23 protein-coding genes are annotated in these 25159 nt (G+C 71.9%); 11 read left to right on the top strand and 12 right to left on the bottom strand.

Features of this window, described 5'->3' with window-relative positions; translation table 11 throughout:
- Positions 1-8: 8 nt before the first annotated feature.
- On the bottom strand, positions 9-1553 hold the full coding sequence (locus tag ACIRYZ_RS18940; protein WP_402945527.1) for a hypothetical protein: 1545 nt from the start codon (positions 1551-1553) through the stop codon (positions 9-11).
- A gap of 277 nt (positions 1554-1830) precedes the next feature.
- Between ACIRYZ_RS18940 and paaK the strand changes: the two genes are divergently transcribed.
- The 4 genes from paaK to ACIRYZ_RS18920 all read left to right on the top strand — a co-directional run bounded on the left by paaK (position 1831) and on the right by ACIRYZ_RS18920 (position 6161).
- Positions 1831-3165: a phenylacetate--CoA ligase PaaK gene (gene paaK / locus ACIRYZ_RS18935; RefSeq protein WP_402945524.1), complete on the top strand. Its 1335-nt coding sequence runs from the start codon at positions 1831-1833 to the stop codon at positions 3163-3165.
- A 280-nt stretch (positions 3166-3445) separates the two neighbouring features.
- Positions 3446-4117, top strand: a complete 672-nt coding sequence (locus tag ACIRYZ_RS18930; protein ID WP_393028780.1) for a class I SAM-dependent methyltransferase — start codon at positions 3446-3448, stop codon at positions 4115-4117.
- A gap of 58 nt (positions 4118-4175) precedes the next feature.
- On the top strand, positions 4176-4631 hold the full coding sequence (locus ACIRYZ_RS18925) for a GNAT family N-acetyltransferase (RefSeq protein WP_393028782.1): 456 nt from the start codon (positions 4176-4178) through the stop codon (positions 4629-4631).
- Positions 4632-4760: 129 nt separating this feature from the next.
- On the top strand, positions 4761-6161 hold the full coding sequence (locus ACIRYZ_RS18920) for a pyridoxal phosphate-dependent aminotransferase (RefSeq protein WP_402945520.1): 1401 nt from the start codon (positions 4761-4763) through the stop codon (positions 6159-6161).
- A 56-nt stretch (positions 6162-6217) separates the two neighbouring features.
- On the opposite strand, the gene ACIRYZ_RS18915 is transcribed toward ACIRYZ_RS18920, so the two are convergent.
- Positions 6218-7654 carry an aminopeptidase P family protein gene (locus tag ACIRYZ_RS18915; RefSeq protein ID WP_402945518.1) on the bottom strand — a complete coding sequence of 479 codons (1437 nt, stop codon included), beginning with the start codon at positions 7652-7654 and terminating at the stop codon, positions 6218-6220.
- Positions 7655-8012: 358 nt separating this feature from the next.
- Here ACIRYZ_RS18915 and ACIRYZ_RS18910 point away from each other — a divergent pair, with 358 nt between their 5' ends.
- The 4 genes from ACIRYZ_RS18910 (at position 8013) to ACIRYZ_RS18895 (ending at position 11004) form a co-directional block, all read left to right on the top strand.
- Complete coding sequence (locus ACIRYZ_RS18910; RefSeq protein WP_402945517.1) at positions 8013-9014, top strand: ArsR/SmtB family transcription factor; 1002 nt, start codon at positions 8013-8015, stop codon at positions 9012-9014.
- A 123-nt stretch (positions 9015-9137) separates the two neighbouring features.
- Complete coding sequence (locus ACIRYZ_RS18905; RefSeq protein WP_402945514.1) at positions 9138-9344, top strand: hypothetical protein; 207 nt, start codon at positions 9138-9140, stop codon at positions 9342-9344.
- 32 nt (positions 9345-9376) lie between these two features.
- Positions 9377-10435 (top strand): radical SAM protein, encoded by a 1059-nt coding sequence (locus ACIRYZ_RS18900; RefSeq protein ID WP_402945512.1) that lies wholly within the window; start codon positions 9377-9379, stop codon positions 10433-10435.
- A gap of 170 nt (positions 10436-10605) precedes the next feature.
- Entirely contained in the window at positions 10606-11004 is a 399-nt protein-coding gene (locus ACIRYZ_RS18895; RefSeq protein WP_402945510.1) for a hypothetical protein, read from the top strand.
- Positions 11005-11028: 24 nt separating this feature from the next.
- Here the strand turns inward: ACIRYZ_RS18895 and ACIRYZ_RS18890 are convergent, their stop codons facing one another.
- The 3 genes from ACIRYZ_RS18890 to ACIRYZ_RS18880 form a co-directional block, all read right to left on the bottom strand.
- Positions 11029-11592: a GNAT family N-acetyltransferase gene (locus tag ACIRYZ_RS18890; RefSeq protein WP_402945508.1), complete on the bottom strand. Its 564-nt coding sequence runs from the start codon at positions 11590-11592 to the stop codon at positions 11029-11031.
- Between the two features lie 312 nt (positions 11593-11904).
- Positions 11905-12354, bottom strand: a complete 450-nt coding sequence (locus ACIRYZ_RS18885) for a hypothetical protein (RefSeq protein ID WP_402945505.1) — start codon at positions 12352-12354, stop codon at positions 11905-11907.
- 433 nt (positions 12355-12787) lie between these two features.
- Complete coding sequence (locus tag ACIRYZ_RS18880) at positions 12788-15094, bottom strand: BTAD domain-containing putative transcriptional regulator (protein WP_402945503.1); 2307 nt, start codon at positions 15092-15094, stop codon at positions 12788-12790.
- Positions 15095-15214: 120 nt separating this feature from the next.
- Between ACIRYZ_RS18880 and ACIRYZ_RS18875 the strand changes: the two genes are divergently transcribed.
- Both ACIRYZ_RS18875 and ACIRYZ_RS18870 read left to right on the top strand, forming a co-directional pair.
- Positions 15215-15508 carry a hypothetical protein gene (locus ACIRYZ_RS18875; protein ID WP_402945501.1) on the top strand — a complete coding sequence of 98 codons (294 nt, stop codon included), beginning with the start codon at positions 15215-15217 and terminating at the stop codon, positions 15506-15508.
- 8 nt (positions 15509-15516) lie between these two features.
- Positions 15517-15744 (top strand): hypothetical protein, encoded by a 228-nt coding sequence (locus ACIRYZ_RS18870; protein WP_402945498.1) that lies wholly within the window; start codon positions 15517-15519, stop codon positions 15742-15744.
- 228 nt (positions 15745-15972) lie between these two features.
- Here ACIRYZ_RS18870 and ACIRYZ_RS18865 read toward each other — a convergent pair whose 3' ends face one another.
- The 6 genes from ACIRYZ_RS18865 to bioB form a co-directional block, all read right to left on the bottom strand.
- Positions 15973-16626: a DUF1707 domain-containing protein gene (locus ACIRYZ_RS18865; protein WP_402945495.1), complete on the bottom strand. Its 654-nt coding sequence runs from the start codon at positions 16624-16626 to the stop codon at positions 15973-15975.
- A gap of 102 nt (positions 16627-16728) precedes the next feature.
- Positions 16729-17487, bottom strand: coding sequence for a hypothetical protein (locus ACIRYZ_RS18860; protein ID WP_402945493.1), 759 nt, complete (start codon positions 17485-17487; stop codon positions 16729-16731).
- 72 nt (positions 17488-17559) lie between these two features.
- The gene (locus ACIRYZ_RS18855; RefSeq protein ID WP_402945492.1) at positions 17560-18006 is read right to left on the bottom strand and encodes a hypothetical protein; all 447 of its coding nucleotides are present in this window, start codon (positions 18004-18006) and stop codon (positions 17560-17562) included.
- A gap of 88 nt (positions 18007-18094) precedes the next feature.
- Positions 18095-18829, bottom strand: a complete 735-nt coding sequence (gene bioD / locus ACIRYZ_RS18850; RefSeq protein WP_402945490.1) for a dethiobiotin synthase — start codon at positions 18827-18829, stop codon at positions 18095-18097.
- Positions 18826-20130 carry an adenosylmethionine--8-amino-7-oxononanoate transaminase gene (locus ACIRYZ_RS18845; protein ID WP_402945488.1) on the bottom strand — a complete coding sequence of 435 codons (1305 nt, stop codon included), beginning with the start codon at positions 20128-20130 and terminating at the stop codon, positions 18826-18828. The genes bioD and ACIRYZ_RS18845 overlap by 4 nt, the downstream gene beginning before the upstream one ends.
- A gap of 20 nt (positions 20131-20150) precedes the next feature.
- Complete coding sequence (gene bioB / locus ACIRYZ_RS18840; protein WP_402945486.1) at positions 20151-21377, bottom strand: biotin synthase BioB; 1227 nt, start codon at positions 21375-21377, stop codon at positions 20151-20153.
- Between the two features lie 237 nt (positions 21378-21614).
- On the opposite strand from bioB, the gene ACIRYZ_RS18835 reads away from it, so the two are divergent.
- Positions 21615-22472 (top strand): hypothetical protein, encoded by an 858-nt coding sequence (locus tag ACIRYZ_RS18835; protein WP_402945484.1) that lies wholly within the window; start codon positions 21615-21617, stop codon positions 22470-22472.
- Positions 22473-22569: 97 nt separating this feature from the next.
- Here ACIRYZ_RS18835 and ACIRYZ_RS18830 read toward each other — a convergent pair whose 3' ends face one another.
- Positions 22570-25062 carry a DEAD/DEAH box helicase gene (locus ACIRYZ_RS18830; protein ID WP_402945737.1) on the bottom strand — a complete coding sequence of 831 codons (2493 nt, stop codon included), beginning with the start codon at positions 25060-25062 and terminating at the stop codon, positions 22570-22572.
- Positions 25063-25159 lie beyond the last annotated feature (97 nt).

The following is a 25159-nucleotide window of genomic DNA, read 5'->3' as shown; positions in this document are numbered from 1 at the left end:
GCTCGGCGTCAGTCCACTCGGGCGGCGAACAGCCGCTGCCCCAGCAGCCCCATCGGGTGCCCGTCCTCCGGCAGCGTGAGTACGGTCGGGCAGCCGGCCGCGGTGAGCGCGGTCCGCCAGCGTTCGGCCGGGTGGGCGGTCAGGCCGCGCGCGTCGCCGGTGATCAGCACGTCGAGTTGTTCGACGGTGGGCGCGAGCAGCAGCAGCCGTCCGCCGGGGGAGAGCAGGTCGACCAGGGCCGGGACCTCCTCCTCGGGCCGTCCGGTCGCGGTGGCGACCACGACGTCGTAGCGGCCGCCGTCGGGGGCGAGGTGGTGCTCGGCGTTCTGCCGGGGGCGGGCGGCCAGGGCGCGGGTGATCGCGGTCTCGGCGCCGTCGCGGTCGAGTTCGAGCACCCGCAGCGGCTCCGTCCCGTCGTGGGCCTCGGCGGTGCCGCGCACCAGGGCGCCGACGGCGGCGCCGAGGTAGCCGCGGGAGGCGGCCCAGCGGACCGGGGCGGCGGCCGGACGGGGCGCCTCCTCGCCGGTGATCAGCCGGGGCAGCCGCAGCGCGCCGCGCCGTGCCCGGTCGAGGGCGGCGGCCGGCCCGAGCCCGTCGGCCCAGGCCTCGACGGCGGGGCGCCAGGCGTCGCGGACCTCGGCGGCGCTGACTTCGGGCGCGCCGTGGAAGGTCGGGCCCTGGGCGCCGCCGTCCTGGCGGGCGATCAGGCCGTGCCGGGCGAGGGCGTCCAGCCAGCGGCCGACCCGGGGGCGCTGGGCGGGGGTGACCAGGGCGGTAGCGAGGAGTTCGGGCTCGGAGCAGCCGTGCGCGGAGTCGGTGAGGACGCCGGCCTGCTGGAGGGCGTGCAGCAGCGAGGTGAGGACGGCCCGGTCGAGGTGGGCGCCGAACTCGGTGACCTGCTCGGCGGTGACGCCGATGCTGTGCTTCCAGGCGGCGGCGGTGGCGGCCTGCGCGTCGGCGCGCAGCCGGCGGTCAGCGGCCTCGGCCTGGCTGTGCGGGGCGCGGACGTGGGCGAGGACGGCGCCGAGCGCGTCGACGGCGGCGTACACGTCGTCCTGGCGGGGCTCGGGTCCGACGTGCAGGACCAGCCGCAGCGCGCTGAGGTCGTGCTCGGTGAGGCCGGGCTGCCGGCTGAGCCGCCAGAGCAGGGCGGAGGGCAGGCTGAGGTGGGTGGTGCCGTTGGTGGCGAGGGCGGCGAGCTGCTCGTCGGCCCGCTGTTCGGGGTCGGCGCAGTGCACGGTGCCGCCGGCCAGCAGGGTGGCCAGGGCGAGTTCGACGGCGAGGTCGGTGGCGGGGTGCAGCACGGTGTGCCGGATCGGCGGCGGGCCGAGGACGCCCGCCCAGTGCCGGAGCCGCTGTTCGGCGGTGCGGGCGGCGGAGGGCGGCAGCGCGGCGTGCTCGGCGACGCGTTCGGCGAGGGCCCGGGGCAGGCCGCCCGGCGGGGAGACGCCGAGCAGCAGGCCGATGCCGCTGATCGCGCGCCCGTCGGCGACGACGGCGGGCCGGTCGCCGAGCTCGCGCAGCGCGCTGACCAGCGCAGGAGTCGAGGCCAAGGTGATCACTCCGGGGTGCAGGGGAGAAGCCGCACTACTGAACCATGCGTCCGGGCCGGAAGCGGCCGCCTACGGGTCAAAATTCCGTAATGATTTTCATATCGGCCAGCCAAGCGGGTGGAGCGATCCTGGTACGAAGGTGCCGGAACTTCGCATTCCGGGACCCTTGCGCGATCCCTTGACAGGCGGTTCGGGTGCTGGATTACTTGGCCTGGGCTTGCCCTGACCGAACGATCGGTTGGGCCTCCTGGATCGGCCGACCTGCGAAGGAGCGACGATGACCGCCAGCGCACCCGACCCGCGTCGACGTCTGGGGGAGCCGATTCCACCCGCACTCCTGGACACCGGGGAGCGGATGAGCGTCGACGAACTGCGCGCCCACCAGCTCGACCGGCTCCGGGCCACCCTGCGGCACGCGTACGACAACGTCGAGCTCTACCGCCGCAGGTTCGACGCGGCCGGCGTGCGCCCCGAGGACTGCCGCACCCTGGACGACCTCGCCCGCTTCCCCTTCACCACCAAGGCCGACCTGCGCGAGGGCTACCCCTTCGGCATGTTCGCCGTCCCGATGGAGCGGGTCCGCCGGATCCACGCCTCCAGCGGCACCACCGGGCGCCCGACCGTGGTCGGCTACACCGAGAACGACCTGTCCATGTGGGCCGACGTGGTCGCCCGCTCGATCCGCGCGGCCGGCGGCCGGCCCGGCGACAAGGTGCACATCGCCTACGGCTACGGGCTGTTCACCGGGGGGCTGGGTGCGCACTACGGCGCCGAGCGGGCCGGCTGCACCGTCATCCCGGCCTCCGGCGGCATGACCGCCCGCCAGGTCCAGCTGATCCAGGACTTCCGGCCCGAGATCATCATGGTCACCCCGTCCTACCTGCTGACCCTGCTGGACGAGTTCGAGAACCAGGGCGTCGACCCGCGCGCCAGCTCGCTGAAGGTCGGCATCTTCGGCGCCGAGCCCTGGACCGAGGAGATGCGGCGCGAGATCGAGGACCGGCTCGACCTGCACGCCGTCGACATCTACGGCCTCTCCGAGGTGGTCGGCCCCGGCATCGCCCAGGAGTGCGTGGAGAGCAAGGACGGACTGCACATCTGGGAGGACCACTTCTACCCGGAGGTCGTCGACCCCTTCACCGACCAGGTGCTGCCGGAGGGCGAGGGCGGCGAACTGGTCTTCACCTCGCTCACCAAGGAGGCCCTGCCGGTCATCCGCTACCGCACCCGTGACCTCAGCCGGCTGCTGCCCGGCACCGCACGGCCGTCCTTCCGCCGGATGGAGAAGGTCACCGGGCGCAGCGACGACATGATCATCCTGCGCGGGGTGAACGTCTTCCCGACCCAGATCGAGGAGATCCTGCTGCGCACCCCGGGCGTCGCCCCGCACTTCCAGCTGCGGCTGACCCGACAGGGGCGGCTGGACCACATGACGGTGCGGGTGGAGGCCCGCCCGGAGGCGCCGGCCGAGCAGCGGGCGGCGGCGCGGGCGGCCATCGTCCGTGCGGTGAAGGACGGCGTGGGCGTGACGGTCGCGGCCGAGGTGGTGGAGCCGTACACGCTGGAGCGCTCGGTCGGGAAGATCAAGCGGGTGGTCGACGAGCGCGGTTGAGCCGGTGGGGCGCCGACGAGCGCCGCGGTAGCCGACAGGAGGTCGGAGGCGCACGGCTGTCCGGGGGGTGATGCCGTGCGCCTCCGACGTCTACAGAAATGTAGACGGCCATCCGGTGGGACGTCCAGCCGCGCCCCCGTTCGGCGCATCCGGATCGTGATGCGGCCCGGAGCTTCCCGGACTGTGATGCGGCCGGAGCTTCCCGGACTCCGAGGAGAGGGGCCAACCGGAAGGCCGCCGGTCGGGCATCGGTCCGCCGCCGTGGCCCTATGCTGCGGGCATGCCGACTGAGCTGCGAACTCTTCAGGTGGACGCTGACCTCGCCTTCATCCGGCGGGAGACCGCGCTGTCGCCCGTCCCCTTCGTGCCCGAGATCCGCCTCCACATGGCGCAGGAGGCGATCGCCCTGTGGGAGACCACCGAGCGCGAGCGCGGCGAGGTCGGACTGCCGCCGCCGTTCTGGGCGTTCGCCTGGGCCGGCGGGGTGGCGGTCGCGCGCTACGTCCTGGACCACCCCGAACTGGTCGACGGTCGCGCGGTGCTGGACATCGCGGCCGGGTCCGGACTGGTCGGGGTTGCGGCTGCGCTGCGCGGCGCCACGTCCGTCCGGGCGGCCGAGATCGACGCCTACGCGGTGGCCGCGATCGGCCTGAACGCCGAGGCCAACGGCGTGCGGGTGGACGGCGCGCTGGTGGACCTGGTGGACGGGGACGGCGCGCCGGCCGAGGTGGTGCTGGCCGGGGACGTGTTCTACGAACGGGCCATGGCCGCGCGCTTCCTGCCGTTCCTGGAGCGGGCGGCGGCGCGCGGGGCCACCGTGATCGTCGGGGACCCGGGGCGGGCCTACCTGCCGCGGGAGCGGTTCACGGCGGTGGCGGCCTACCAGGTGCCGGTGGTGGCGGACCTGGAGGACACGGCGGTGAAGACCACCACGGTGTGGCGCCTGGGCTGACCGCCCATGAGCCGGAATTCCCGGCAGCGCGACGAATCAGACTGCTAGACAGGCCGTCATGACCGAACAGACCGCTCTGCCCGCGCGGATAGCGCTGCGCACCGCCACCCCCGACGAGATCCCCGCGCTGCTCGCCCTCTGGGCGAGGGCCGCCAAGGGCGCCAGCATCACCGACGACGAGGCGGGCGTGGCGGCGCTGCTCGCCCGGGACCCGGACTGTCTGATCGTCGCCACCCCGGCCGACGACCCGAAGACCCCGCTCGGCACCGTGATCGCCGGCTGGGACGGCTGGCGCTGCCACCTCTACCGCCTCGCCGTCGACCCCGAGCACCGCCGCCGGGGCATCGGCGCCGCGCTGCTGGCCGCCGCCGAGGAACGCTTCGCCGCGCTCGGCGGCCGCCGGGCCGACGCCATGGTGCTGGACGACAACGCCCTCGGCCACCGCACCTGGCAGGCCGCGGGCTACCGGCCCGAACCGCAGTGGAGCCGCTGGGTCAAGCCGTTGCCCGCCTGAGCGTTCCCATTCGGACGGCCGCCGCGCGCTGGCGGCCGTCCTCGGGGCGTGGTCCGCTGAGGACGACGCGTGTGCGTACGACTACGTTCCGTCACGTGATCGAACCCGCCCACCCGACAGGGGACCACCATGACCATGACCGAGAACGACCTCAAGCTCGCGGCGCCCGATGCGGCCGCCGACGTCCTCGCCGGCCTGACCGACTTCGAGCAGGCCCTCGCCTTCTACCACCAGCACCTGGCGCCGGACACCGCGATCAACCTGTCCGTCGCGGAGAACGTCCTGCTGTACCAGCAGTCGATGGACGCGGACGTCTTCAAGAAGATACGGCTGATCCCCGAGCGGAACATCCAGTACATGGCCCCGGCAGGCATCCCGCAGCTGCGCCGGCAGGTCGCGGACCTGCTCGGCCGGGCGTTCGGCCGCACCGTCGCGGAGAACGACGTCTTCGGCTGCGCCGGGGTCTCCTCCGCGCTGGAGTGCATCGCCTTCGGGCTGATGCGCAAGGGCACGGGCACGCCGGCGCTCAAGCCGAAGGACGAGGTGCTGATCCCGGCGCCGTACTGGCAGGGCTTCAACTGGTCCTTCGAGGAGCGGCCCAAGCTGAAGTGCGTCCCGGTGAACCTGCCCACCGAGGGCAAGGACCGGTACCGGCTCACCCTGGACCGGCTCATCGAGACCTACGAGGCGCGGCAGAAGGCCGGCCACCGTCCGCGGCTGCTCGTCCTCACCAACCCGCACAACCCGCTGGGCGTCAACTACGACAAGAAGCTGCTCGAAGAGATCTACGCCTGGGTGATGGCCTATACCGACATGCACATCATCTCGGACGAGATCTACTGCCACTCCCAACTCGACACCGCCAAGACGCCGTTCACCAGCGCGGTGACCCTGCGGGCGTACTCGGGCTTCGCCGACCGGATCCACGTGGTGTGGGGCTTCGCCAAGGACTTCGGGCTGTCCGGCTTCCGCACCGGCTTCGTCGTCTCCAAGAACCCGGCGGTGCAGCGGATCATGCTGGGCAGCAACGATCCGGCCGAGCGCACCCGCCAGTTTCCGTGGTTCACCCCGTTCGACTCGCTGAAGACCTACGTCATCGGGGAGTTGCTCAGCGCCCACCACAACGGCGAGCGGTACACGACGTACGCGATGAAGAAGTACCCCGGGCTGCTCAGCGACAGCTTCCGCGCCGTCAAGGACGCACTGGACAAGGCGGGGATCAAGTACGTCCACCGGGACGGGGACAACTCCGCGATGTTCTTCTGGCTCGACCTGACCGAGTACCTCGGCAGGCGCGCGGACCATGACCACATCGAACTGCCGGTCATCGGGCCGGACGGGCTCGACCCGGACGAGGAGTGGCTGTTCCGCTACCTCGCCGCCAGGCCCACCGAGGTGAGCCTGCTGCCCGGCGGCGTGATGTACAACCCGGTCCCGGGCTTCTACCGGCTCTGCTTCACCGCCCGCCCGGCCGAGGAGGTCGTGGGCGCCGTTCAGCGGATGGTCAAGGCGCTGGGCAAGCTGAAGTAGCCCCGTGGGTGCGGCACCCGGGACTGTGCGTCCCGGGTGCCGCACTGCTGCCGGCGTCAGCCGCGCAGCCCGGCCAGCCAGGCCTCGACCTCGTCCGAGCGGCGGGGGAGGGCGGCGGAGAGGTTCTCGTTGCCGTCCTCGGTGACCAGGATGTCGTCCTCGATCCGCACCCCGATGCCCCGGTACTCCTCCGGCACCGTCAGGTCGTTGGGCTGGAAGTAGATGCCCGGCTCGACGGTGAGCACCATGCCCGGCTGCAGCTGCCCGTCGACGTGCTCCTCGGTGCGCGAGTGGGCGCAGTCGTGGACGTCGATGCCCAGCATGTGGCCGGTGCCGGCCAGGGTGAAGCGGCGGTGCAGGCCCAGCTCGTACACCTTGTCGGCGGTCAGGTCGCCGAACAGGCCCCAGGAGGTGAGGTGTTCGGCGAGCTCGCGTTGCGCGGCGTGGTGGAAGTCGCGGAAGTCCGCGCCGGGCCGGACCGCGGCGATGCCGGCCTCCTGGGCGGAGAACACCGCGTCGTAGACCTTGCGCTGGAGGTCCGTGAAGCGGCCGGAGACCGGCAGGGTGCGGGTCACGTCGGCGGTGTAGAGGTTGTTGGTCTCCACGCCCGCGTCGAGCAGCAGCAGGTCGCCGGGGCGGGCCTGGCCGGTGTTGCGCACCCAGTGCAGGGTGGTGGCGTGCGGACCGGCCGCGGCGATGGTGCTGTAGCCGACGTCGTTGCCCTCGATCCGGGCCCGGAGGAAGAAGGTGCCCTCGATCAGCCGCTCCGGCGTCTCGGTGTCGGTGCCGAGGACGCGCACCACGTCCTCGAAGCCGCGCGCGGTCGCGTCGCAGGCGAAGCGCAGCTCGGCGATCTCGAACTCGTCCTTGACCAGGCGCAGTCCGGAGAGGAAGATCTCGAACTCGGCGTCCTGCTCGGCATCCGTCCGGTCGCGGAGCGCCGCCTCCACCCCCGCGTCGTGCCCGCGCAGCACCCGCACCGGGCCGGCGGCCGCCGCCAGGTCGGCGCGCACGGTGCGCACGTCCCGGCATGGCAGGCCGAGCAGCTGCTCACTCTCGATCAGGCTGTCGCGACGGCCGTCCCACAGCTCGCCGTGGCCGTCCAGCCAGAACTCGCCGTTGTCGGTCCGGGAGCGGCCGCGGAGGTAGACCACGGCCCGGTGGCCGCTCGCCCCGGTGGGCTCCAGCACCAGCACGCCGTCCTGGGACTGGTCGCCGGTCAGGTAGACGTAGTCGGAGGACGGGCGGAACGGGTAGTCGGTGTCATTGGCCCGCACCTTGGGGTTGCCGGACGGAACGACCAGCAGCTCTCCGGGGAAGGCGGCGGACAGCGCGGCCCGGCGGCGCTCGGTGTGCGCGGCCTGCGGGATCGGCTCCAGACCGTGGCGCTCGGTGTCGGCCCAGCCCTGCTTCATGTTCTCGGCGAGTTCCTCGGTCACCCCGCGGGTGAGACCGTTCTTCCGGTACTTGATGGGCTCGGTGGGCTCGGTCACTGCGGACTCTCCAGATGAGGGCGGGGGGTGTGGTGCGCTTGGCTGCGCTGACCTGCCTGGTACGTAACAAGCGTTTTGTACCGTATATCGAACAGGGTCCGAAGAGAAGAGGCCGAGCGCGAAGAGGCCGAGCGTGAACGACCGCCCTCGACGGCGGGTCCGGCGGCCGGGGCGGTGCGCTCGGTGCCGTGACGCGACGATGCCGCCCGGGGCCCCCACTCCCCTCGTGGTGGGGGCCCCGGGCGTCGACTCCGGGAAGGATGCCAACCTCGGCGGCCGGGCGGCCATGCATTAGCCTCTGGGCCTAAAGGTCAAAGAAGCACCAGGTCAGGGCCTTGCGGAGAACCGGGGAGGGTTCGTGCTCGCACTCAGGTTCGGGGTCACGGACCTCGCCAACACCCGCTTCGCCGTCTCACCGCTCGACCACCTGCTGACCGGCACCGCCCAGAACGGCGTCCACGAGTGCCTCGGGCTGCGGCGCGACCGCTGGTGGCGCGAGATCAGGCGCCACGTCCCGCACCGCGCCGCCCCCTTCCTCGACCTGGTCAACGCCAGCACCGCCGGGGTCCCCAACTTCATGGGCGCGGACCTCGACGCCGTCCGCCGTCAGCTCACCGACGAACTCGACGCGGTCCTCGCCGTCCCGCAGCAGACCTTCGAGCAGGACCTCGCGATGTACGGCAGCGAGGCCGAACTCCCCACCGCGCTGGCCCGGTTGCGCGACGACGGCACCCGCGGCCTGCGCCGGATCGCCGACGGCGCCTGGGCCCTGTTCCGCAGCTGCCTCGCCCCCCACTGGCCCGAGATCCGCCGCCAGCTGGAGGCCGACATCGCCGACCGCGCCCGCACTGCGGCCCGCGCCGGCGCCGGCGCGATGCTCGACTCGCTGCACCCGAACGCGCGCTGGCGCGACGAAGGGGTGCTGGAGTGCGCCCTCGGCGACCTCTCCGGCGACTTCGCCCTGGGTGGCCGCGGACTGGAGCTGCGCCCCAACTATTTCGTGCAGAACGGGATCGGCCTGCTGCTGGCCGAAGGCCGCCAGAGCCTGTTGGTCTACCCGCTCGCCTCCCGGGGCGCCGCCGCGGCGAAGCCCTCGCCCGCGGCTGCCGACGGCCTCGCCGCCGTCCTAGGCCCCGCCCGGGCCCGCGCCCTGCGCGCCATCGAGGGCGGCCCCTGCTCCACCACCGAACTCGCCCGGCTGCTCGGCATCACCCCGCCCTCCGCCTCCGCGCACGCCGCCGCCCTGCGCGCCGCCGGGCTGATCACCACCCGGCGGGAGGGCAAACAGGTCCGGCACGCGCTCAGCGAGGTCGGGCACGACCTGCTGCTCGACAACCCGGAGGTCGCGCGGGCGGGCTAGAGCCCGTCGTCCGGGCGGCCCGCCAGGAGTGGCAGAGGTCGATGGTGTGCGGAAGAGTCAACGGCGGGACGAGGGCCCGAGCCCTCGCGCGTTCCCCGCAAGTTCTCTACAAGGAGAGTCGCCATGAGCACTCCGCAGCCCGGCAAGAACGGCGGCGCCGACGTCACGCTGGATGAACAAGGCCGCATCGTCATCAACTCACCTGAGCTGGCGGAACGATTCGTCGGCTCAGGGGGCAACATTCCCTTCGACCCCCCGCCGCAGGGCCACGTCGTCACCAACATCTGCCCCAACCTGGTCCGCGGTTGCGGCAGCGAGCTGGCACAGTAGCCGGACGGCCGCGGCCCAGGAGAGTGACGGACATGACGCAGACCCTCACCGCGCCCGGTACGGGGCGCAGCACATCCCCGGCGTTCCAGGCGCAGCTCGCGGCGTCCCTGACGAACCAGATCCTGCACCTGATCGTCCTCCCCACCGAGCAGTGCAACTTCCGCTGCACCTACTGCTACGAGGACTTCGCCGTCGGGCGGATGGGCGAGCCCACGGTCGCGGCCCTCAAGCGGCTGATCGACCGGCGCGCGGCGGGTCTGCGGCGCCTGCACCTCTCCTGGTTCGGCGGCGAGCCGATGCTGGCACGCGGCATCGTCGAGGAAGTCTCGGCCCACGCAACGGAGTTGGCCGCCGACCGGGACGGCTTCGAGTTTCACGCCGACATGACCACCAACGGCTACCTGCTCGACGCCGAGGCCGCCCGCGACCTCGCGGCCCTCGGTGTCGGGCAGTACCAGATCTCCCTGGACGGCCCGGCTGCCGCGCACGACACCACCAGGCTCCGCGCGGACGGCCGTGGTTCGTTCGACCGGATCTGGCGCAACCTGCTGGCGATCAGGGACGGCGGCCTGCCGGTCGGCGTGCTGCTGCGGGTACACCTCACCCCCGCCAACCTGCCTCTGATGCCGGAGTTCATCGCGCACCTGCGCGACACCTTCCTGCGGGACGAGCGGTTCACGCTCCACCTCAAGCCGGTGGAGCGGATGGGCGGGCCGAACGACGGCGCGATGGAGATCCTCTCGTCCGAGGCGCGCCGCCACACCCTGGACGAGCTCGAGGCCATCGCGTACGAAGGCGTTCCGGCGCCGCGCGCCGACGGGTTGGAGGTCTGTTACGCCGCGCGCCCCAACTCCCTGGTGATCCGGGCCGACGGCACCGTCGCCAAGTGCACGGTGGCGCTCTCCGACCCCTCCAACACCGTCGGCCGACTGCTGCCGGACGGCACCCTGCGGATCGACGACGGCTCGCTGGCGCCGTGGGTTCGGGGCTGGGCGGCCGGAGACGAGGACGCGGTGCACTGCCCGTACCGGGGCATGCCGCGCCGCCGGACGCCGGCCCTGCTGCAGATCGGGGCCACCCGCCCGGCATAGGGGGCCGGGTGTCGCCGTGGACGAGGAACCGATGGACCCGCTGCTGGTGGCGAACGCGCGGGACGTCTCCCGGTCCATGGCACGATGACCGCCGCGCAGGCAGTCGGGCCCGCCGACTTCCTGCGCGGGAGCCACGACTCGGGGTCGCGGGAAACGGGGGAACGGACGAGATGGACGAGCCGGGCACGGGGTTCGGCTGCGCGGCCTGCTGCGGCGAGGACGCGCAAAAGGTGTGGGGGCGTCAGCGCGAGGGCTTCGCGCACGAGACGGCGGTCGTCCAGGACTCGCACTTCACCGTCTCGGTTCGGCGCTGCCTGGCCTGCGGGCAGCGCTTCGCCTGGATCCGGACCGAGTTCACCGACTGGGCGGGCGGCGACGACGCCTCCTACGTCGCCATCCTGCCGCTCACCGACGTCGAGGCCGCCGCCCTGACGGACGGCGCCCTGGCCCCCCTCGACCTCGGCCCGCTCGGCGAGGGCCGCCGCCACCTGCACAGCGACCGGCCGAGCGGCGGTCCGGCCCGCCTGCACTGGGGGACCGGCCCGTTCCCGGTTCAGGAGGGGCACTAGGGGTGGTCCCGTAGCTGCTGGCCGTCACTGGATGGCGGCGCGCAGGTCCCGGGTGTACCGGTCGAACCGCGTGCCGTCCTTGCTGTGCGTCTGCCGGCCAGGGGTGAACCCTGCCCGCCGCGCCACTGCGGCAGATGCGGGGTTCTCCGGCTCCACCTGGATCACCGCCTCCGCCCCGCCCTCGCCGGCCGCGTACCGGGAGGCCAGGAGGACCGCGCGGGTTGCCAGGCCGCGCCCCCTCCAGAACGGGTAGAGGCCGTACGCGATGTTCACCTGGCCGGGAACCAGACCTTCCCCTGCGAACCGCAAGTCGATCGTCCCCGCGAGCACCTCGTCGGCGTCGACCCGGATGCCGAACACGCGCAGTGGCCCGGATGCCTCCCACTGTTCCCGGCAGTGCTGGAAGTACGCTGCAACGCCCTCCCGGGTGCCGGGACCGCCGTTGAGCCAGCGAACGAGCAGCTCGTCCTCGCCCGCAAGGTGGGCCTCGACATCATCCAGGCGCAGTGGGGACAGAGTGACGATCCCATCGGACAGTCTCACTTCATGCATCCGGCGATTCTTGATGCCGGAGCTGCATCGCACCATCGGATTTCCCCGGGCCGTCACGCGAAGCCACCCGCCAAGAGGAGACGACCAGCACGCCCACGCGCGGCTGGACCGCGCGAAGCGTGGTGGGAATCTCCAGGGTTCACGCCGGGGGAGCCTGGGAGTCAATGAGGCGTCAGGAGGGCCTCCTGACGCCTCAGCCGGATGCCGCCACGGTGCATCAGCCCGGAGCACCATCGCGGCATCCAGCGCACGGGAGGTCGTCCCACAGGGGAATGGACGACCTCCACGGCGCGCTCCTCAGGCCGCCCGGATCACGGCGTCGAGGTCATTCCCGCTCGGGAGCGAGTCCTAGCGGTTGGTGTGGGTCGACCAGAGCGCCGGGCCGTTGCCGTAGTTCTGGTAGACGACCACGTTGCCGTCGGTCTGCACCGCCAGGATGTCGCCGGAGTAGTAGTGGCCCTGGGACTCCCCGTCCATGCTCCACACCGGGCGGTTGGCGGTGTCGTACGCGACCAGGTTGCCGTCGGTCTGCATGCAGAGCTGCTGGGCGGCGTTCCAGGTGCCCGGGAACTGGTAGGTCGGGGTGCCCGCGTACGACACGACGATGTTGCGGTCGTTCTGGAAGGTGAGCTGGGTGTTGCCGGCCGCGATGTAGTGGTTCGGGCTGATGCACTGGCCCGGGTAGAGGATGGTGCTGCCGCCGGGAACGTCGGCGTTGGCGGTGCCGGTGCCGGCCACGCCGATGGCGAGGGCCAGGGCGGCGACCGTGCCGAGAGCAGCCTTCTTGATGGTCTTCACGGGGTGGTTCCTTCCGTGGTCGGTGAGGTGATGCGTGGACCTTCCGGTCCGCGCTGGGCTCAACAGTCACCGACGGCGGTAGACGGTCTACGAACGCTCCGCCGGGCGCCACCGGGATTCGCCGGCCGGCGCCGGGGCGGATGCGTTGACCGGTTGTCTACCGGCTCCTGCGAGCGTGCGGGCGCTTCAGTCACTCGTGAGCAAGGAGAGTCAGCAGTGTTTGGAACGGTTGTGGTCCGCGCGGCGGTTGCCGGTGCGGCGGTCTTGGCGGCGGTGTCGGGTGCGTTCGCTGTGGGGGCGGGGGATCCCGTACGGCACGGCTCGCCGACCGCGCCGCCGGCGCGGGCCTGCGGCGGGTCGGACGACGTGCAGAGTCTGTCGGGGCACATCATCTGGAACGGCACCGGCCTCATCATCCGAGGGCGGTGAGGGATCAGTCGACGGTGACGGATCCGTCGCCGGTGGCCAGCGCGGTCAGCAGTGACTTCGCGTCGGCGGACTCCGGGGCGCTCAGCCGGCTGAGCAGCAGGTGCGCCTCCGCTTCGTGAGTTCGCGCGAGGGCATGGTCGCCACGGGCGGTCAGGGTGTTGGCCAACACCAGGTGGGCGAGAGCGCGTTCGCGCTGTCGCCCACCTTTCGTTGCCAGATCCAGAGCTCGCTCCGCCTCCTGTACGGCCTCGTCGACCCGCCCGATCAGGCGCAGGATGTCGGCCAGGCGGCTCCGGGCGGCCGACTCGCGGTCCAGGTCCCCGGCGGGGCCCGCGCAGCCGATGCAGGAACGCATCTGCTCGGCGGCGTCGCCGAGCCGGCCCAGCACCTGGTAGGCGAGGCCGAGGACGTAGTGCACGTACGCCGTCATCGCGGCGTCGGCGGTTCCGCCCGGTTCGGCGAGGATCTGCTGACAGGTGTGTACGGCACCGGCCGCGTGACCGGTGCGGATCCGGGACAGGGCCGCATCCGCGAAGGTCGGACGGCTGGTCGGCTGGGGATGCCGCTCGCCGAAGACGTCGGCGACCGGGTCGCCGGGGACGGCGAGGGCGAAGGCCGTACGGGCGTGGGTGAGGAGCAGGGTCAGTAGGTGCTGGTGGGCCGTCGTTCGTTCGTTGTCGCCGAGTTGCAGGGACGTCCGGCGGGCGAAGGCGCGCACCAGGTCGTGGTAGCGGTAGCGTCCGGCGCCGATCGACTCCAGCAGCGCCTGGTCCACCAGCGCCTCCGCGAGGCGCTCCGCCTGGTCCCCCGTCAGGCCCAGGACGGCGGCGGCTGACGCCAGGCCGATGTCCGGCTCGACCCAGGAGAGCATCCGGAAGGCTGTGGCGAGGGGCGGTGGGAGCAGACGGTAGCTGAGGTCGAAGACCTGGGCGACGGCGAGGTCGCTGGTGCGGAGCGCGGCGATGCCCTCGTGGTCGTCGGCCAGGCGCCGTACGAGGTCGGCGATCGGCTGGTCCGGGGTGGCGGCGAGGCGGGCGGCGGCGATTCGTACGGCCAGGGGGAGGAGGCCGCAGGCCTCGACGAGCAACTCGGCCTGGGGGCGCTGCGGGTCAAGGCGTGTCGTGCCGATGACCGAGTCGAGCAGGCTGATCGCCTCCTGCTCGGTGAAGACGTCCAGCGCGAGGTGGAGGACCGACGGCACGCTGTTGAGCACGGTGCGGCTGGTGACGATGACGGCGCAGTCGGACGAGCCGGGCAGGAGCGGCTGGATCTGGGCATCATCGCGGGCGTTGTCCAGGAGGATGAGCAGCCGCTTCCCCGTGCTGGCCGTCCGGAACAGGGTGGACCTGCCGGCGAGGTCCTTGGGAATGGCGGAGGCCTGGATGCCCAGTGCGGTGAGGAAGTCCGCGAGGATGTCGGACGCGCTCGCGGGGACCAGGTCGGCGCCGCGAAGGTCGGCGTAGAGGCGGCCGTCGGGGAAGTCGGGGCGCAGGGTGTGGGCGGCTCGTACGGCGAGGGTTGTCTTCCCGACCCCGGCCATGCCGGCAACGGTCACCAGGCGCAGGCCGGAGGCGGCTCGGTTGGTCAGCGCTCGGGTGATCCGGGTGACGTGGTCCTGTCGGCCGGTGAAGTGGCTTGGTGAGGAGGGGAGTTGGTCGGGAGCGCCGCTGCTGCCGTCGAGCTCCTGGGACAGGGCGGTGAGCTCGGGTCCCGGTTCGATTCCCAGGTGTTCCACCAGGCGGGAGTGAAGCGCGTCGTAGGTCGCACGCGCCTCGGGCGTGCGGCCGTTCCGGTGCAGTGCGCGGACGAGTAGCGCTTGTAGGCGTTCGCGGAACGGGTGTTCATCGGTCAGAGCTTTTAGCTCGGGCAGGTGGTCGGCGGGATCGTCGAGGGTGAGGCGCTCCTCCAGGAGCGTGAGGCGTAATTCTGAAAGGCGTTGCCGCTCGCGGTGCATGAGCGGTCCTGGCAGGCCGACGAGTGGTTCCCCGCGCCAGAGTGAGAGGGCTTCCCGTAGGTGGTCGCGGGCGCGCTCCGGGTGTTCGGCGGAGCACCGCGCGGAGAGTTTGTGGAATTGCCTGACCCGCCAGAGGTCGATGTGGTCCGGTTCGATTGTCAGCCGGTAGCCGCCGGCTTGGGAGAGCAGCACGGTGGGCTTCTCGCGTACCGGCTCAAGCAGCTTCCGCAGCTGCGACATGTAGGAGCGTAAGGCGACGACGGGCGAACCGGGCGGTTCGTCGCCCCATAAGTCGGCGATCAGTTCATCGGTGGTGACAACCGCGTTGGGCCGGAGGAGGAGGAGGGCCACCAGCACCGACTGTTGTCTGGGGGCGCCCAGTTCGATAGCGGTACCGGCGCGTCGCACACGGAGCAGGCCGAGTAACGCGAAGCTCAGCGGACCCGGATCACCGGCTGATCGCAAGGTGTTCGCTCAGTGATCCTGCGGCGGAACTTTCCGTCCTGCCGCTGCCCGCAGTGCGGCGACTCCGTTCCCGAAGCGCGGCTGAGCGCCGCGACTATCGCCCCGGCGGCGCCGCCCGCGCGGCGGGTGGCGCCGCCGTCCCAGCCTTACCGACCCTCGACCATCGGCGAGCGGGTCTTCGACGTCCGCTCCGGATGCTGGGCCGCCTTCATGGGCTGGCAGCACGGGCGCGCCTTCCTCCGGCCGCTCGGCGGCGGCATCGAGTGGGACACCGAAGCGCGTTGGATCACGAACGCAGAAGAGTGAGATGCCCCGTGAGCAGCATGATCGACAGGATCACAACCGAGGACCGTCGCATCGCGGCCGACATCCTCGACGACCTCCAAGCCGTCCTGCACGCCGCCGACGTCAAGTTGCCCTCCCTCGGCATCGACTGGCGCTCGGCCAAGGCCACCGGCGTCATCCTGATCGACCTCGGCGCCGCACGACCGGACGTCATCGAGCGGCTGGTCGTCGTCCTCCGCAGAGGTATGCGGCCGTAGTCGCCGCCGGCGTCATCGTCGTCGGAAGCCTTGTGATCGCGGGAGTCGCCGTCCTCGTGATTCCTGAGGGCATTCCCGACTCGGCGAGCGCACTCGTATGCGCCCTCACCTTCCTCGCCGTCTCCACGGGCGGATTCGCGCTCGCTGCCGGGTGGATGAGGGTTCACACATAGCAACAGCGCGGGCTTCGAGAGCGCTCGAAGCCCGCGCCGAAGGTCGGAACAGCGGTCAGTCGCCGGCCGGCAGGGCTGCGGGCTTTCGCAGCAGCCACCGGCCACCCGTCCTCCGTGGCTGCCGTACCACCACACGACCGAAGCTCTTATGGCCGACCAGTTCCACCCGCAGCGCGACCGGCACATCGGGGTCCGGAGCCTGATTGTTCTTCAGCTTGCTGAACTCCAGACTCAGGCCGTCGGGATCGACCACGATGCCGGGCCTGACGATCAGTGTCAGGTTCTTGCCCACCATGCTCAGATCGATCTGCAAGGTGTCGTGCGTGATCACCGCCTGGGTGAAATCGAGTGTCACCTCGCACCACTGCGTGCAGAGCTCCAGCCGTCGCGGCACCACCCAGCGCTCCACCCGCTGGACCGGACTGAACATCTGGTCGATCCGGAGGACGTCCTTGGCCTCCGCTGCAACCCCTCCGGCATGGACCGGCGCGGGCGGCAGGTCAGCGGTGAGTTCGGCCAGCTCGCCGACCGTCCGCGCCGACAGAGCGGCCTCCAGGCGCTGGTCCAACTCGTCTGCCGTCAGTCGGCCTTCGCCCGCGGCGCCGCTCAGCAGGTCGACCACCCGGTCCCGGTCCGCGTGCGAGGCCCGCATCTCGGGCTGCGAGTTGTGGCCGGAACGCATCCCGGCGGGCGAGATCTCTCCCGGCATACTTCCCGTCCTGAGGTCGACGAAGGTCTTCGTGCGACGCCGTCGGCGGCGCGGCTGGGAACTCACGATATATCGCGATAGGCGTTCCCGCCAGGCCCGGGTTTAGAACGGTGGCTCTTCGGAGTATCCGCTGGTCCAGGAAGCGCGCGCGGCCCTGAGGCGGGCGTAGCGTTCGCGGGCCTCGATGTCGGGCGAGTTCTCCAGGCCGCTGGTGTCGTGGCCCCAAGCCCTCATTGCATCCAGGGCCCGGTCCCGATGACGGCGGTCAGTGCTGGTGGCCAGCAGGCGGCGGGCGTGCCTGACCAGTTCGGTCCGGTGCACGGTGAGGGCCGGGTGTTCGGAGAGGGGGATGGCGGCGACCAGGGCCGTGTCGCGGACTTCCGTGTTGTCGTGGTCGAGGAGGGGGCCTACGGCGGAGAAGAACATCGGGCGCTGGTCCCGGAATTCGCGCATCTCGCGATACTCGTCGAGGAAATCCTCGTCGTGACGTTCGCCGATGGCGACGACCTCATCGTCGGCGTCGTAGGCGGTGTCGCCGAGCCAGGCGAGCAGCTTCACGAGGGTCGGGCTGTGCGGCGGCTCATCGGTGGCGAGGCCGAAGTCGCCCACCGTGATGGCCGGGTGGCCGAGGACGGCAGCGACGTAGCGGGCCACCGGCACGGTGGCTTCGTAGATGCTGTTCTGGTGGGTGACTTGCCCGAGCGCATCCTTGGCGGCGGCCGCCCTGACGGCCGGGTCCGGGTCGAGGAGACGAGTCAGCGCCGCCGGCAGCGACTCGCCCGTCCCGCATGGGGTCGCGAGCGACGCCCAGTCGGTTCCGTCCAGGAGCATCTGAAGGTGAGGCGGCGGGCTTTCGGTCACGGACGGAGGCTACAGCGCGCACGGAAGCGCGGGCTTCGAGAGGTCTCGAAGCCCGCGCCGAAGGCCTTCGTCTCAGGAGTCGTTGAGGGCGTAGGTGCGGAAGGTCGCCAGCAGGGGCAGGACTTCGGTCTTGCTGGGCTCCTCCGTCACGGCTCGCATCGCGTCGATCACGGTGCGGGCGATGGCCTTGGTGACCTTGAGGTCGTCCGGGGCGGCGACCGCGCCCCAGGCCTTGAGGGTCTGGGTGACCAGGGCGCTCATCCGGGCGCCGATGTTGGCGCTGACCGCGTCCGAGAGTTCGGCGATCTCCTCGTCGCTCATGGTGGACCGTAGGCCGAAGGCCAGGGCCATCAGGGTGTCCATCGCGTGCTCGCCGTACGCGGCGACCAGCGCCGGCAGCGACCGCTCATCAGCCCCGCCCGCCGCAAGGGCGGACAGTGCCTCGTCGTCGTCCTTCCACGCCGCCTCCAGGGCGGCCAAGGCCCGCAGGGCCTCGTCCACGGTCAGCCCGTCTGTCATGGGAGGAACGGTATTGAGCCGGTACCCGCGCCGCGCACGGTTCAGGGACCGGCTTCACACCTTCGAGCGAAGCCGGGGCTGTTCCGGCCTATTCCGGCCGATGGACGTGTGCGAAGTGCTCCGCGTCCCAGCTGCCGCCCAGTTCGGGGGCGAGCGAGGCGACCGCGAGGGCGGCGAAGTCCTCGGCCGCGCCCGCCCGTTCCGGCAGGGCGCCGAGCAGCGGGGCGCCGGCCGAGCGCGGCAGGTCGGCGAGGTTGCAGCGGTCGGCGAGGCCGGGGGAGGAGGGCCAGGAGCCGACGAGGACGCCGGTGAGGGGGAGTTCGCGGGCCGCCAGGGCCTCCGCCGACAGGGCGACGATGTTCAGGGTGCCGAGTCCGGCCGAGGCGACGAGCAGCACCTCGGCGTTCAGCCCGGCCGCGCGCACCGCCTGTGCCTGGTCGGCCAGCGTACGGCCCTCGTCGTCGTAGCGGACCAGGAGCCCGCCCGCGCCCTCGACCAGCACCAGGTCATGGGTGGCGGCCAGTTCGGCGACGGCCTCGGCCACTGCGGCCGGGGACAGGTACGGCATCCCGGCCCGCCGGGCGGCGGTGTCGGGGGCCAGCGGTTCGGGGTAGCGGACCAGTTCACGGATCGTCAGTTCGCCCGCCATGCGCTGGACTTCGGCCAGGTCGCCGGGTTCGCCGGGGGCCACGCCGGTCTGTCCGGGCTTGAGGGCGGCGACCTTGAGGCCGCCCTGCAGCGCCGCCGAGGCGATGGCCGCGGTGGCGACGGTCTTGCCGACGTCCGTGTTGGTGCCCGTCACGAACAGGATGCGCGCGCTCACCCGGCCACCGCCGCGGCGGTCACGGCGGCAGCGATCCGTGCCACGTCCTCGTCCTCCGCCACATAGGGGGGCATCGTGTAGATCAGGTCCCGGAAGGGCCGCAGCCAGACGCCCTCGCGCGCGGCCGCCTCGGTCGCCGCCGGGACGTCCACCAGGTGGTCCAACTGCACGACGCCGATGGCTCCCTGGACCCGTACGTCCTGTACGCCGGGAAGCGAGCGTGCGGCCGAGAGGCCGTTGACCAGGCCGGTCTCGATGCGCTTGACCTCGACCTCCCAGGCCTGCCCGAGCAGCAGCTCCAGCGAGGCGTTGGCGGCCGCGCAGGCCAGCGGGTTGCCCATGAAGGTCGGCCCGTGGGCGAGTACCGGCATCTCGCCGCGGCTGATGCCGTCGGCGATCTCGCTGGTGCACAGGGCGGCGGCCAGCGTGAGGTAGCCGCCGGTGAGGGCCTTGCCCAGGCACATCACGTCCGGGGAGACCCCGGCGTGGTCGGCGGCGAACAGGGCGCCGCTGCGGCCGAAGCCGGTGGCGATCTCGTCGAAGACCAGCAACACCCCGTAGCGGTCGCAGAGTTCGCGCAGCATCCGCAGGTAGGCGGGGGAGTGGAACTGCATCCCGCCCGCGCCCTGGACCACCGGCTCGACGATGACGGCGGCCAGCTCGTCGGCGTGGCGTTCCATCAACGCCTCGAAGCGCTGGGCGTATTCGGCATCGAGTGGGGCGTCGAAGCCGGCCGGCGGCTGCGGGGCGAAGAGCTGCCCGGGGAGCACTCCGCCCCACAGGTGGTGCATCCCGCCGTCCGGGTCGCAGACCGACATCGGGTGGAAGGTGTCGCCGTGGTAGCCGCCGCGCCAGGTCAGCAGGCGACGCTTCTGCGGGCGGCCGATCGACTGCCAGTACTGCAGGCACATCTTCATCGCGACCTCGACGGACACCGAGCCCGAGTCGGCGAGGAAGACGTGCTGCAGCGGTTCCGGGGTGATCTCGACCAGCTTGGCCGCCAGTCGGACGGCGGGCTCGTGGGTGAGCCCGCCGAACATCACGTGGCTCATCCGTCCCAGCTGCTCGCGCACCGCCTCGTCCAGGACCGGGTGCCGGTAGCCGTGGATCGCCGCCCACCAGGACGACATCCCGTCGACCAGCTCGCGCCGGCCGTCCGCGACGGGCTCGGCCAGGCGCAGTCTGACGCCCGAGGCGGATTCGACCACGTACGGGGTGACGGTGCCGGGCATCGGCCCGTACGGGTGCCAGACGTGCGCCCGGTCGAGGGCGAGCAGCGTGTCCGCGGACAGCTGGGACATGGTGAGGTCTCTCCGGAGGGTCAGGCGTTGGGGGCGAGTTCGGTGCCGGCGCCGCGGCGGCGGACCTTGACCAGGTCGCTGCGCAGCTCGTCGTCGCCTTCCGGGCTCTCCGAGGTGGTGGCCTCGACGGCGGGGGCCGCGGCGTGGGCGTGCCCGCCGCACGGGCCGCAGCCGCCGCCGGTGCCGCAGGCCGAGGCCGCGGTGCCGCAGGAGCCGCCGGCCTGGGCCGCCTCGGCGATGTCGGCGCGGTGGCGCGGCAGGGTGGCCTCGCCGGCGCCCTCGACCTCGAAGCCGGCGTCCTTGATCATGTCGAGGTCGGCCTGGCCGGCCTGGCCCTCGCTGGTCAGGTAGTCGCCGAGGAAGATCGAGTTGGCGACGTGCAGGCCGAGCGGCTGCATCGAGCGCAGGTGCACCTCGCGGCCGCCGGCGATCCGCACCTCGGTGTCGGGGTTGACGAAGCGGACCATCGCGAGGATCCGCAGGCAGCGCTGCGGGGTGAGGTTCCACTCCTTGGCGAGCGGGGTGCCCTCGAAGGGGATCAGGAAGTTGACCGGGACGGAGTCCGAGCCCAGCTCGCGCAGCGCGAAGACCACGTCGACCAGGTCCTCGTCGCTCTCGCCCATGCCGGCGATCAGGCCGGAGCAGGCGGACAGGCCGGCGCCGTGCGCCTTCTGGACGGTGTCCACCCGGTCCGCGTAGGTGTGGGTGGTGGCGATGTCGCCGTAGGTGCCCTCGGAGGTGTTGAGGTTGTGGTTGTAGGCGTCGGCGCCGGCCGCCTTGAGCCGCTCGGCCTGGTTGTCGGAGAGCAGGCCGAGGCAGACGCAGATCTCGACCTCGGGGTCGGCGTCCTTGATGGCGGCCATGGTGTCGGTGACCCGGTCGATGTCACGGTCCGTCGGGCCGCGGCCGCTGGCGACCAGGCAGACCCGCTTGGCGCCGCCGGCCACGCCGGCACGGGCGGCGTCGGCGGCCTGGTCCGGCTTGAGCCAGGTGTACTTGAGGATCTCGGCCTTGGACCCCAGCCGCTGGGAGCAGTAGGAGCAGTCCTCGGGGCAGAGTCCGCTCTTGAGGTTCACCAGGTAGTTGAGCTTGACCCGGCGGCCGAACCAGCGGCGGCGCACCTTGCCGGCCGCGGCGACCACGTCGAGCAGCTCGTCGTCGGTGGTGGCGAGGACGGCCAGCGCCTCCTCGCGGGTGGGGATTTCGCCGCGCAGGCCCTTGGCGGTGAGGGTATCGAGCAGATCCATGGGGCCGATCCTGCCTGTTGGCGCTCGAATCGCGCCAGAGCAAACCCGCCAGAAGATCGCCGGAAGGATGTGCCGATTGCCACAGTGTCGAAACTCACGGCGTCGGCGCTGGTCACGCGCTTGACGGCGGCTGCAGGCAGAGGTTACCGACGGGTAGCGAAATCGGCCCGCGGAGGAAGATCGACAACCCCCGACCCCGTGATCCAGGCCACCCGGAGGGTGCTTAGAATCTGCGCCATGACCACGCAGGGGGAGCGCACCCCGACTCCGGGAGAAGGCCAGGACGGCCAGGCAGGACAGCGGACCGGCGGGGGCGCCGACCCGACCGGAGGGGCGGACCGCAAGCGCGGCCGACGGCTGACCGGCCGCCGCGCGGTCGGCTGGGTCGTCATGGTCGGCGTGGTCGCGGCCGGCGGATGGATCATCACCCGCCCGACGCCCGGCGACTACATACCCGGCCTCGGTCCGTCCAAAAAGGACGCGGCCAGGACGCCCCCGGTGGTCGGCACCCCGCCGCCGCCCACCGACTCCGAGGGCCTCAACGCCGACAGCCTCTTCCCCGCCCAGCGGCTGGTCGAGGCCGCCGGGTACAAGGCCCGGCGCAACGGCATCCGGCAGGGTGAGAACTGCGCCGAGGTGCTGCAGGACCGTACCCAGGAGCTGTTCCGGGACAGCGGCTGCCAGGCCTACCTGACCGTCAGCTTCTCCGGCGTCGACCGCCCGGTGCTCAGCAGCGTCACGCTGCTGCGCTTCGCCGACCAGGCCTCCGCCGCCAGGACCGCCGACGCCCTGCGGGCCAAGCCCGGCGCCGTCGCCTTCATCCTCGCCGACACCAACATCGCGCCCGCGCCGTCCGCCTCCGCCTCCGCGTCCGCCTCCGCCAAGCCGGCCAGTGAGCCGCGGGTCGAGGCGGTCGGGCACTACGTGACCGTCACCAGCTCGCGGACCGACGCCCACCCCGGCCCCGCCGCCACCCCGGGCGCCACCGCCCCCGCCCCGGTGCCCAGCGCCTCCGGGGCCGGCGGGGAGCCGAACCTCGACGACGCCACCCGCGCCCTCTCCTACGTGGCCGGTCAGCCCTTTGTGTGGATGTGACAAACGATCGGAGGGCGCGACCGGCGGTTCAGCGGCCTGAGGGAGAACGGCCAGGGGCCCGGCAAGTGCCGGGCCCCTTCGCATGCCTGACGGCCCGTCAGCCGCCGAGCCGGTCCACCGCAGTCACCCGCAGCACCGCCCGGCCCTCCTCGTCCGAGCCGTAGAGGTCGACCTCGGCGCTGATGCCCCAGTCGTGGTCGCCCTCCGGGTCGTCGAAGATCTGCCGGACCTTCCAGGCGGAGTCCTCCTCCTCGATGATCAGCATCTTGGGGCCGCGCGCGTCCGGGCCGGTGCCCAGGTCGTCGTACTCGTCCCAGTAGCCGTCCATCGCGTCCGCCCAGCGGTCCGCGTCCCAGCCGTACCCGCCGTCCAGCTCGCCGAGTTCGTCCCAGTGCTCCAGGGCGCACAGCTCGACCCGGCGGAACATCTCGTTGCGCACCAGCACCCGGAAGGCCCGGGCGTTCGCCGTCACCGGCGCCGGCTTGTCGTCCAGGGTGATCTCGGCGGTGGCCGCCTCGGTCGGGTTGGCCAGCTGCTCCCACTCGTCCAGCAGGCTGGAGTCGACCTGGCGGACCAGCTCGCCGAGCCAGGCGATGACGTCCTTGAGGTCGTCCGTCTTCACGTCCTCGGGGACGGTCTGCTCCAGCGCCTTGTACGCCCCGGCCAGGTAGCGCAGCACGATGCCCTCGGTGCGGGCCAGCTCGTAGAAGCCGACGTAGTCCGAGAAGGTCATCGCCCGCTCGTAGAGGTCCCGCACCACGGACTTCGGCTGCAGCTGGTGGTCGCCGATCCACGGGTGGGCCCGGCGGTACACCTCGTACGCGTGGGTGAGCAGCTCCTCCAGCGGCTTCGGGTAGGTGATCTCCTGGAGCCGCTCCATCCGCTCCTCGTACTCGATGCCGTCCCGCTTCATCTCGCCGACGGCCTCGCCGCGCGCCTTGTTCTGCTGGGCGGCGAGGATCTGGCGCGGGTCGTCGAGGGTCGCCTCGACCACCGAGATGACGTCCATCGCGTACGACGGCGAGGTGGGGTCGAGCAGTTCGAAGGAGGCCAGCGCGAAGGTGGAGAGCGGCTGGTTGAGCGCGAAGTTCTCCTGGAGGTCCAGGGTCAGGCGGACGATCCGGCCCTCGGCGTCCGGCTCCGGCAGCCGCTCCACCACGCCGCCCTCCAGCAGCGAGCGGTAGATCGCGATCGCGGTGCGGATGTGCCGACGCTGGGCGGCCTTGTCCTCGTGGTTGTCGGTGAGCAGCTTGCGCATCGCCTCGAAGGCGTTGCCCGGGCGGCCGATCACCGACAGCAGCATCGCATGGCTCACCTTGAACCGGGAGACCAGCGGCTCCGGGTCGGCGCCGATCAGCTTGTCGAAGGTCTCCTCGGTCCAGCCGACGAAGCCCTCCGGTGCCTTCTTCCGCACCACCTTGCGCTTCTTCTTCGGGTCGTCCCCGGCCTTGGCGATCGCCTTGTCGTTCTCGATCACGTGCTCCGGCGCCTGGGCGACGACCTGGCCGACGGTGTCGAAGCCGGCCCGGCCCGCGCGCCCGGCGATCTGGTGGAACTCACGGGCGCGCAGGATGCGCACGCGCTGACCGTCGTACTTCGACAGGGCGGTGAACAGCACCGTGCGGATCGGCACGTTGACGCCCACGCCCAGCGTGTCCGTCCCGCAGATCACCTTCAACAGGCCCGCCTGGGCGAGGCGTTCGACCAGCCGGCGGTACTTCGGCAGCATGCCCGCGTGGTGCACGCCGATGCCGTGGCGGACGAACCGGGACAGGTTGCGGCCGAACTTGGTGGTGAAGCGGAAGCCGCCGATCAGATCGGAGATGGCCTCCTTCTCCGCCTTCGAGCACATGTTGATGCTCATCAGCGACTGGGCCCGCTCCACCGCTTCCTTCTGGGTGAAGTGCACGACGTAGACCGGCGCCTGACCGGTCTGCAGCAGCTCCTCCAGGGTGTCGTGCATGGTGGTGCGGCGGTACTCGTAGAACAGCGGCACCGGGCGGGTCGCGTTGCGCACCACCGTGGTCGGCCGGCCGGTCCGGCGGGTCAGGTCCTCCTCGAACCGGCGCACGTCGCCCAGCGTCGCCGACATCAGCAGGAACTGCGCCTGCGGCAGCTCCAGCAGCGGGATCTGCCAGGCCCAGCCGCGGTCCGGCTCCGCGTAGAAGTGGAACTCGTCCATCACCACCTGGCCGATGTCCGCCCGCGCGCCGTCCCGCAGCGCGATCTGGGCCAGCACCTCGGCCGTGCAGCAGATGATCGGCGCGGTCGGGTTCACACTGGCATCGCCGGTCATCATGCCGACCTGCTCGGTGCCGAACATCTTCACCAGGTCGAAGAACTTCTCCGAGACCAGCGCCTTGATCGGGGCGGTGTAGAAGGTCCGCTGCCCCTCGGCCAGCGCCGCGAAGTGCGCGCCCGCCGCCACCAGACTCTTGCCCGAGCCGGTCGGCGTCGCCAGGATCACGTTGTTCCCGGACACCAGCTCGATCAGCGCCTCCTCCTGCGCCGGGTACAGCGTGATCCCCCGCTCCTCCGCCCAGGCTGCGAACGTCTCGTACAGCGCGTCGGGGGTGGCGGGCTTCGGCATCAGATCAAGGAGGGTCACCCGGCTATCTTGCCTGCTCGCCGCCACCCCGGGCAAAGCCTCGGAGCGGAGGGAGGCGGTGCCCCGGTTGTCGCGACCG

The organism is Kitasatospora sp. NPDC101155 (assembly GCF_044768305.1).
In the GTDB taxonomy this organism is placed as follows: Bacteria; Actinomycetota; Actinomycetes; order Streptomycetales; family Streptomycetaceae; genus Kitasatospora.
This window is presented reverse-complemented; position numbering and strand designations above follow the sequence as displayed.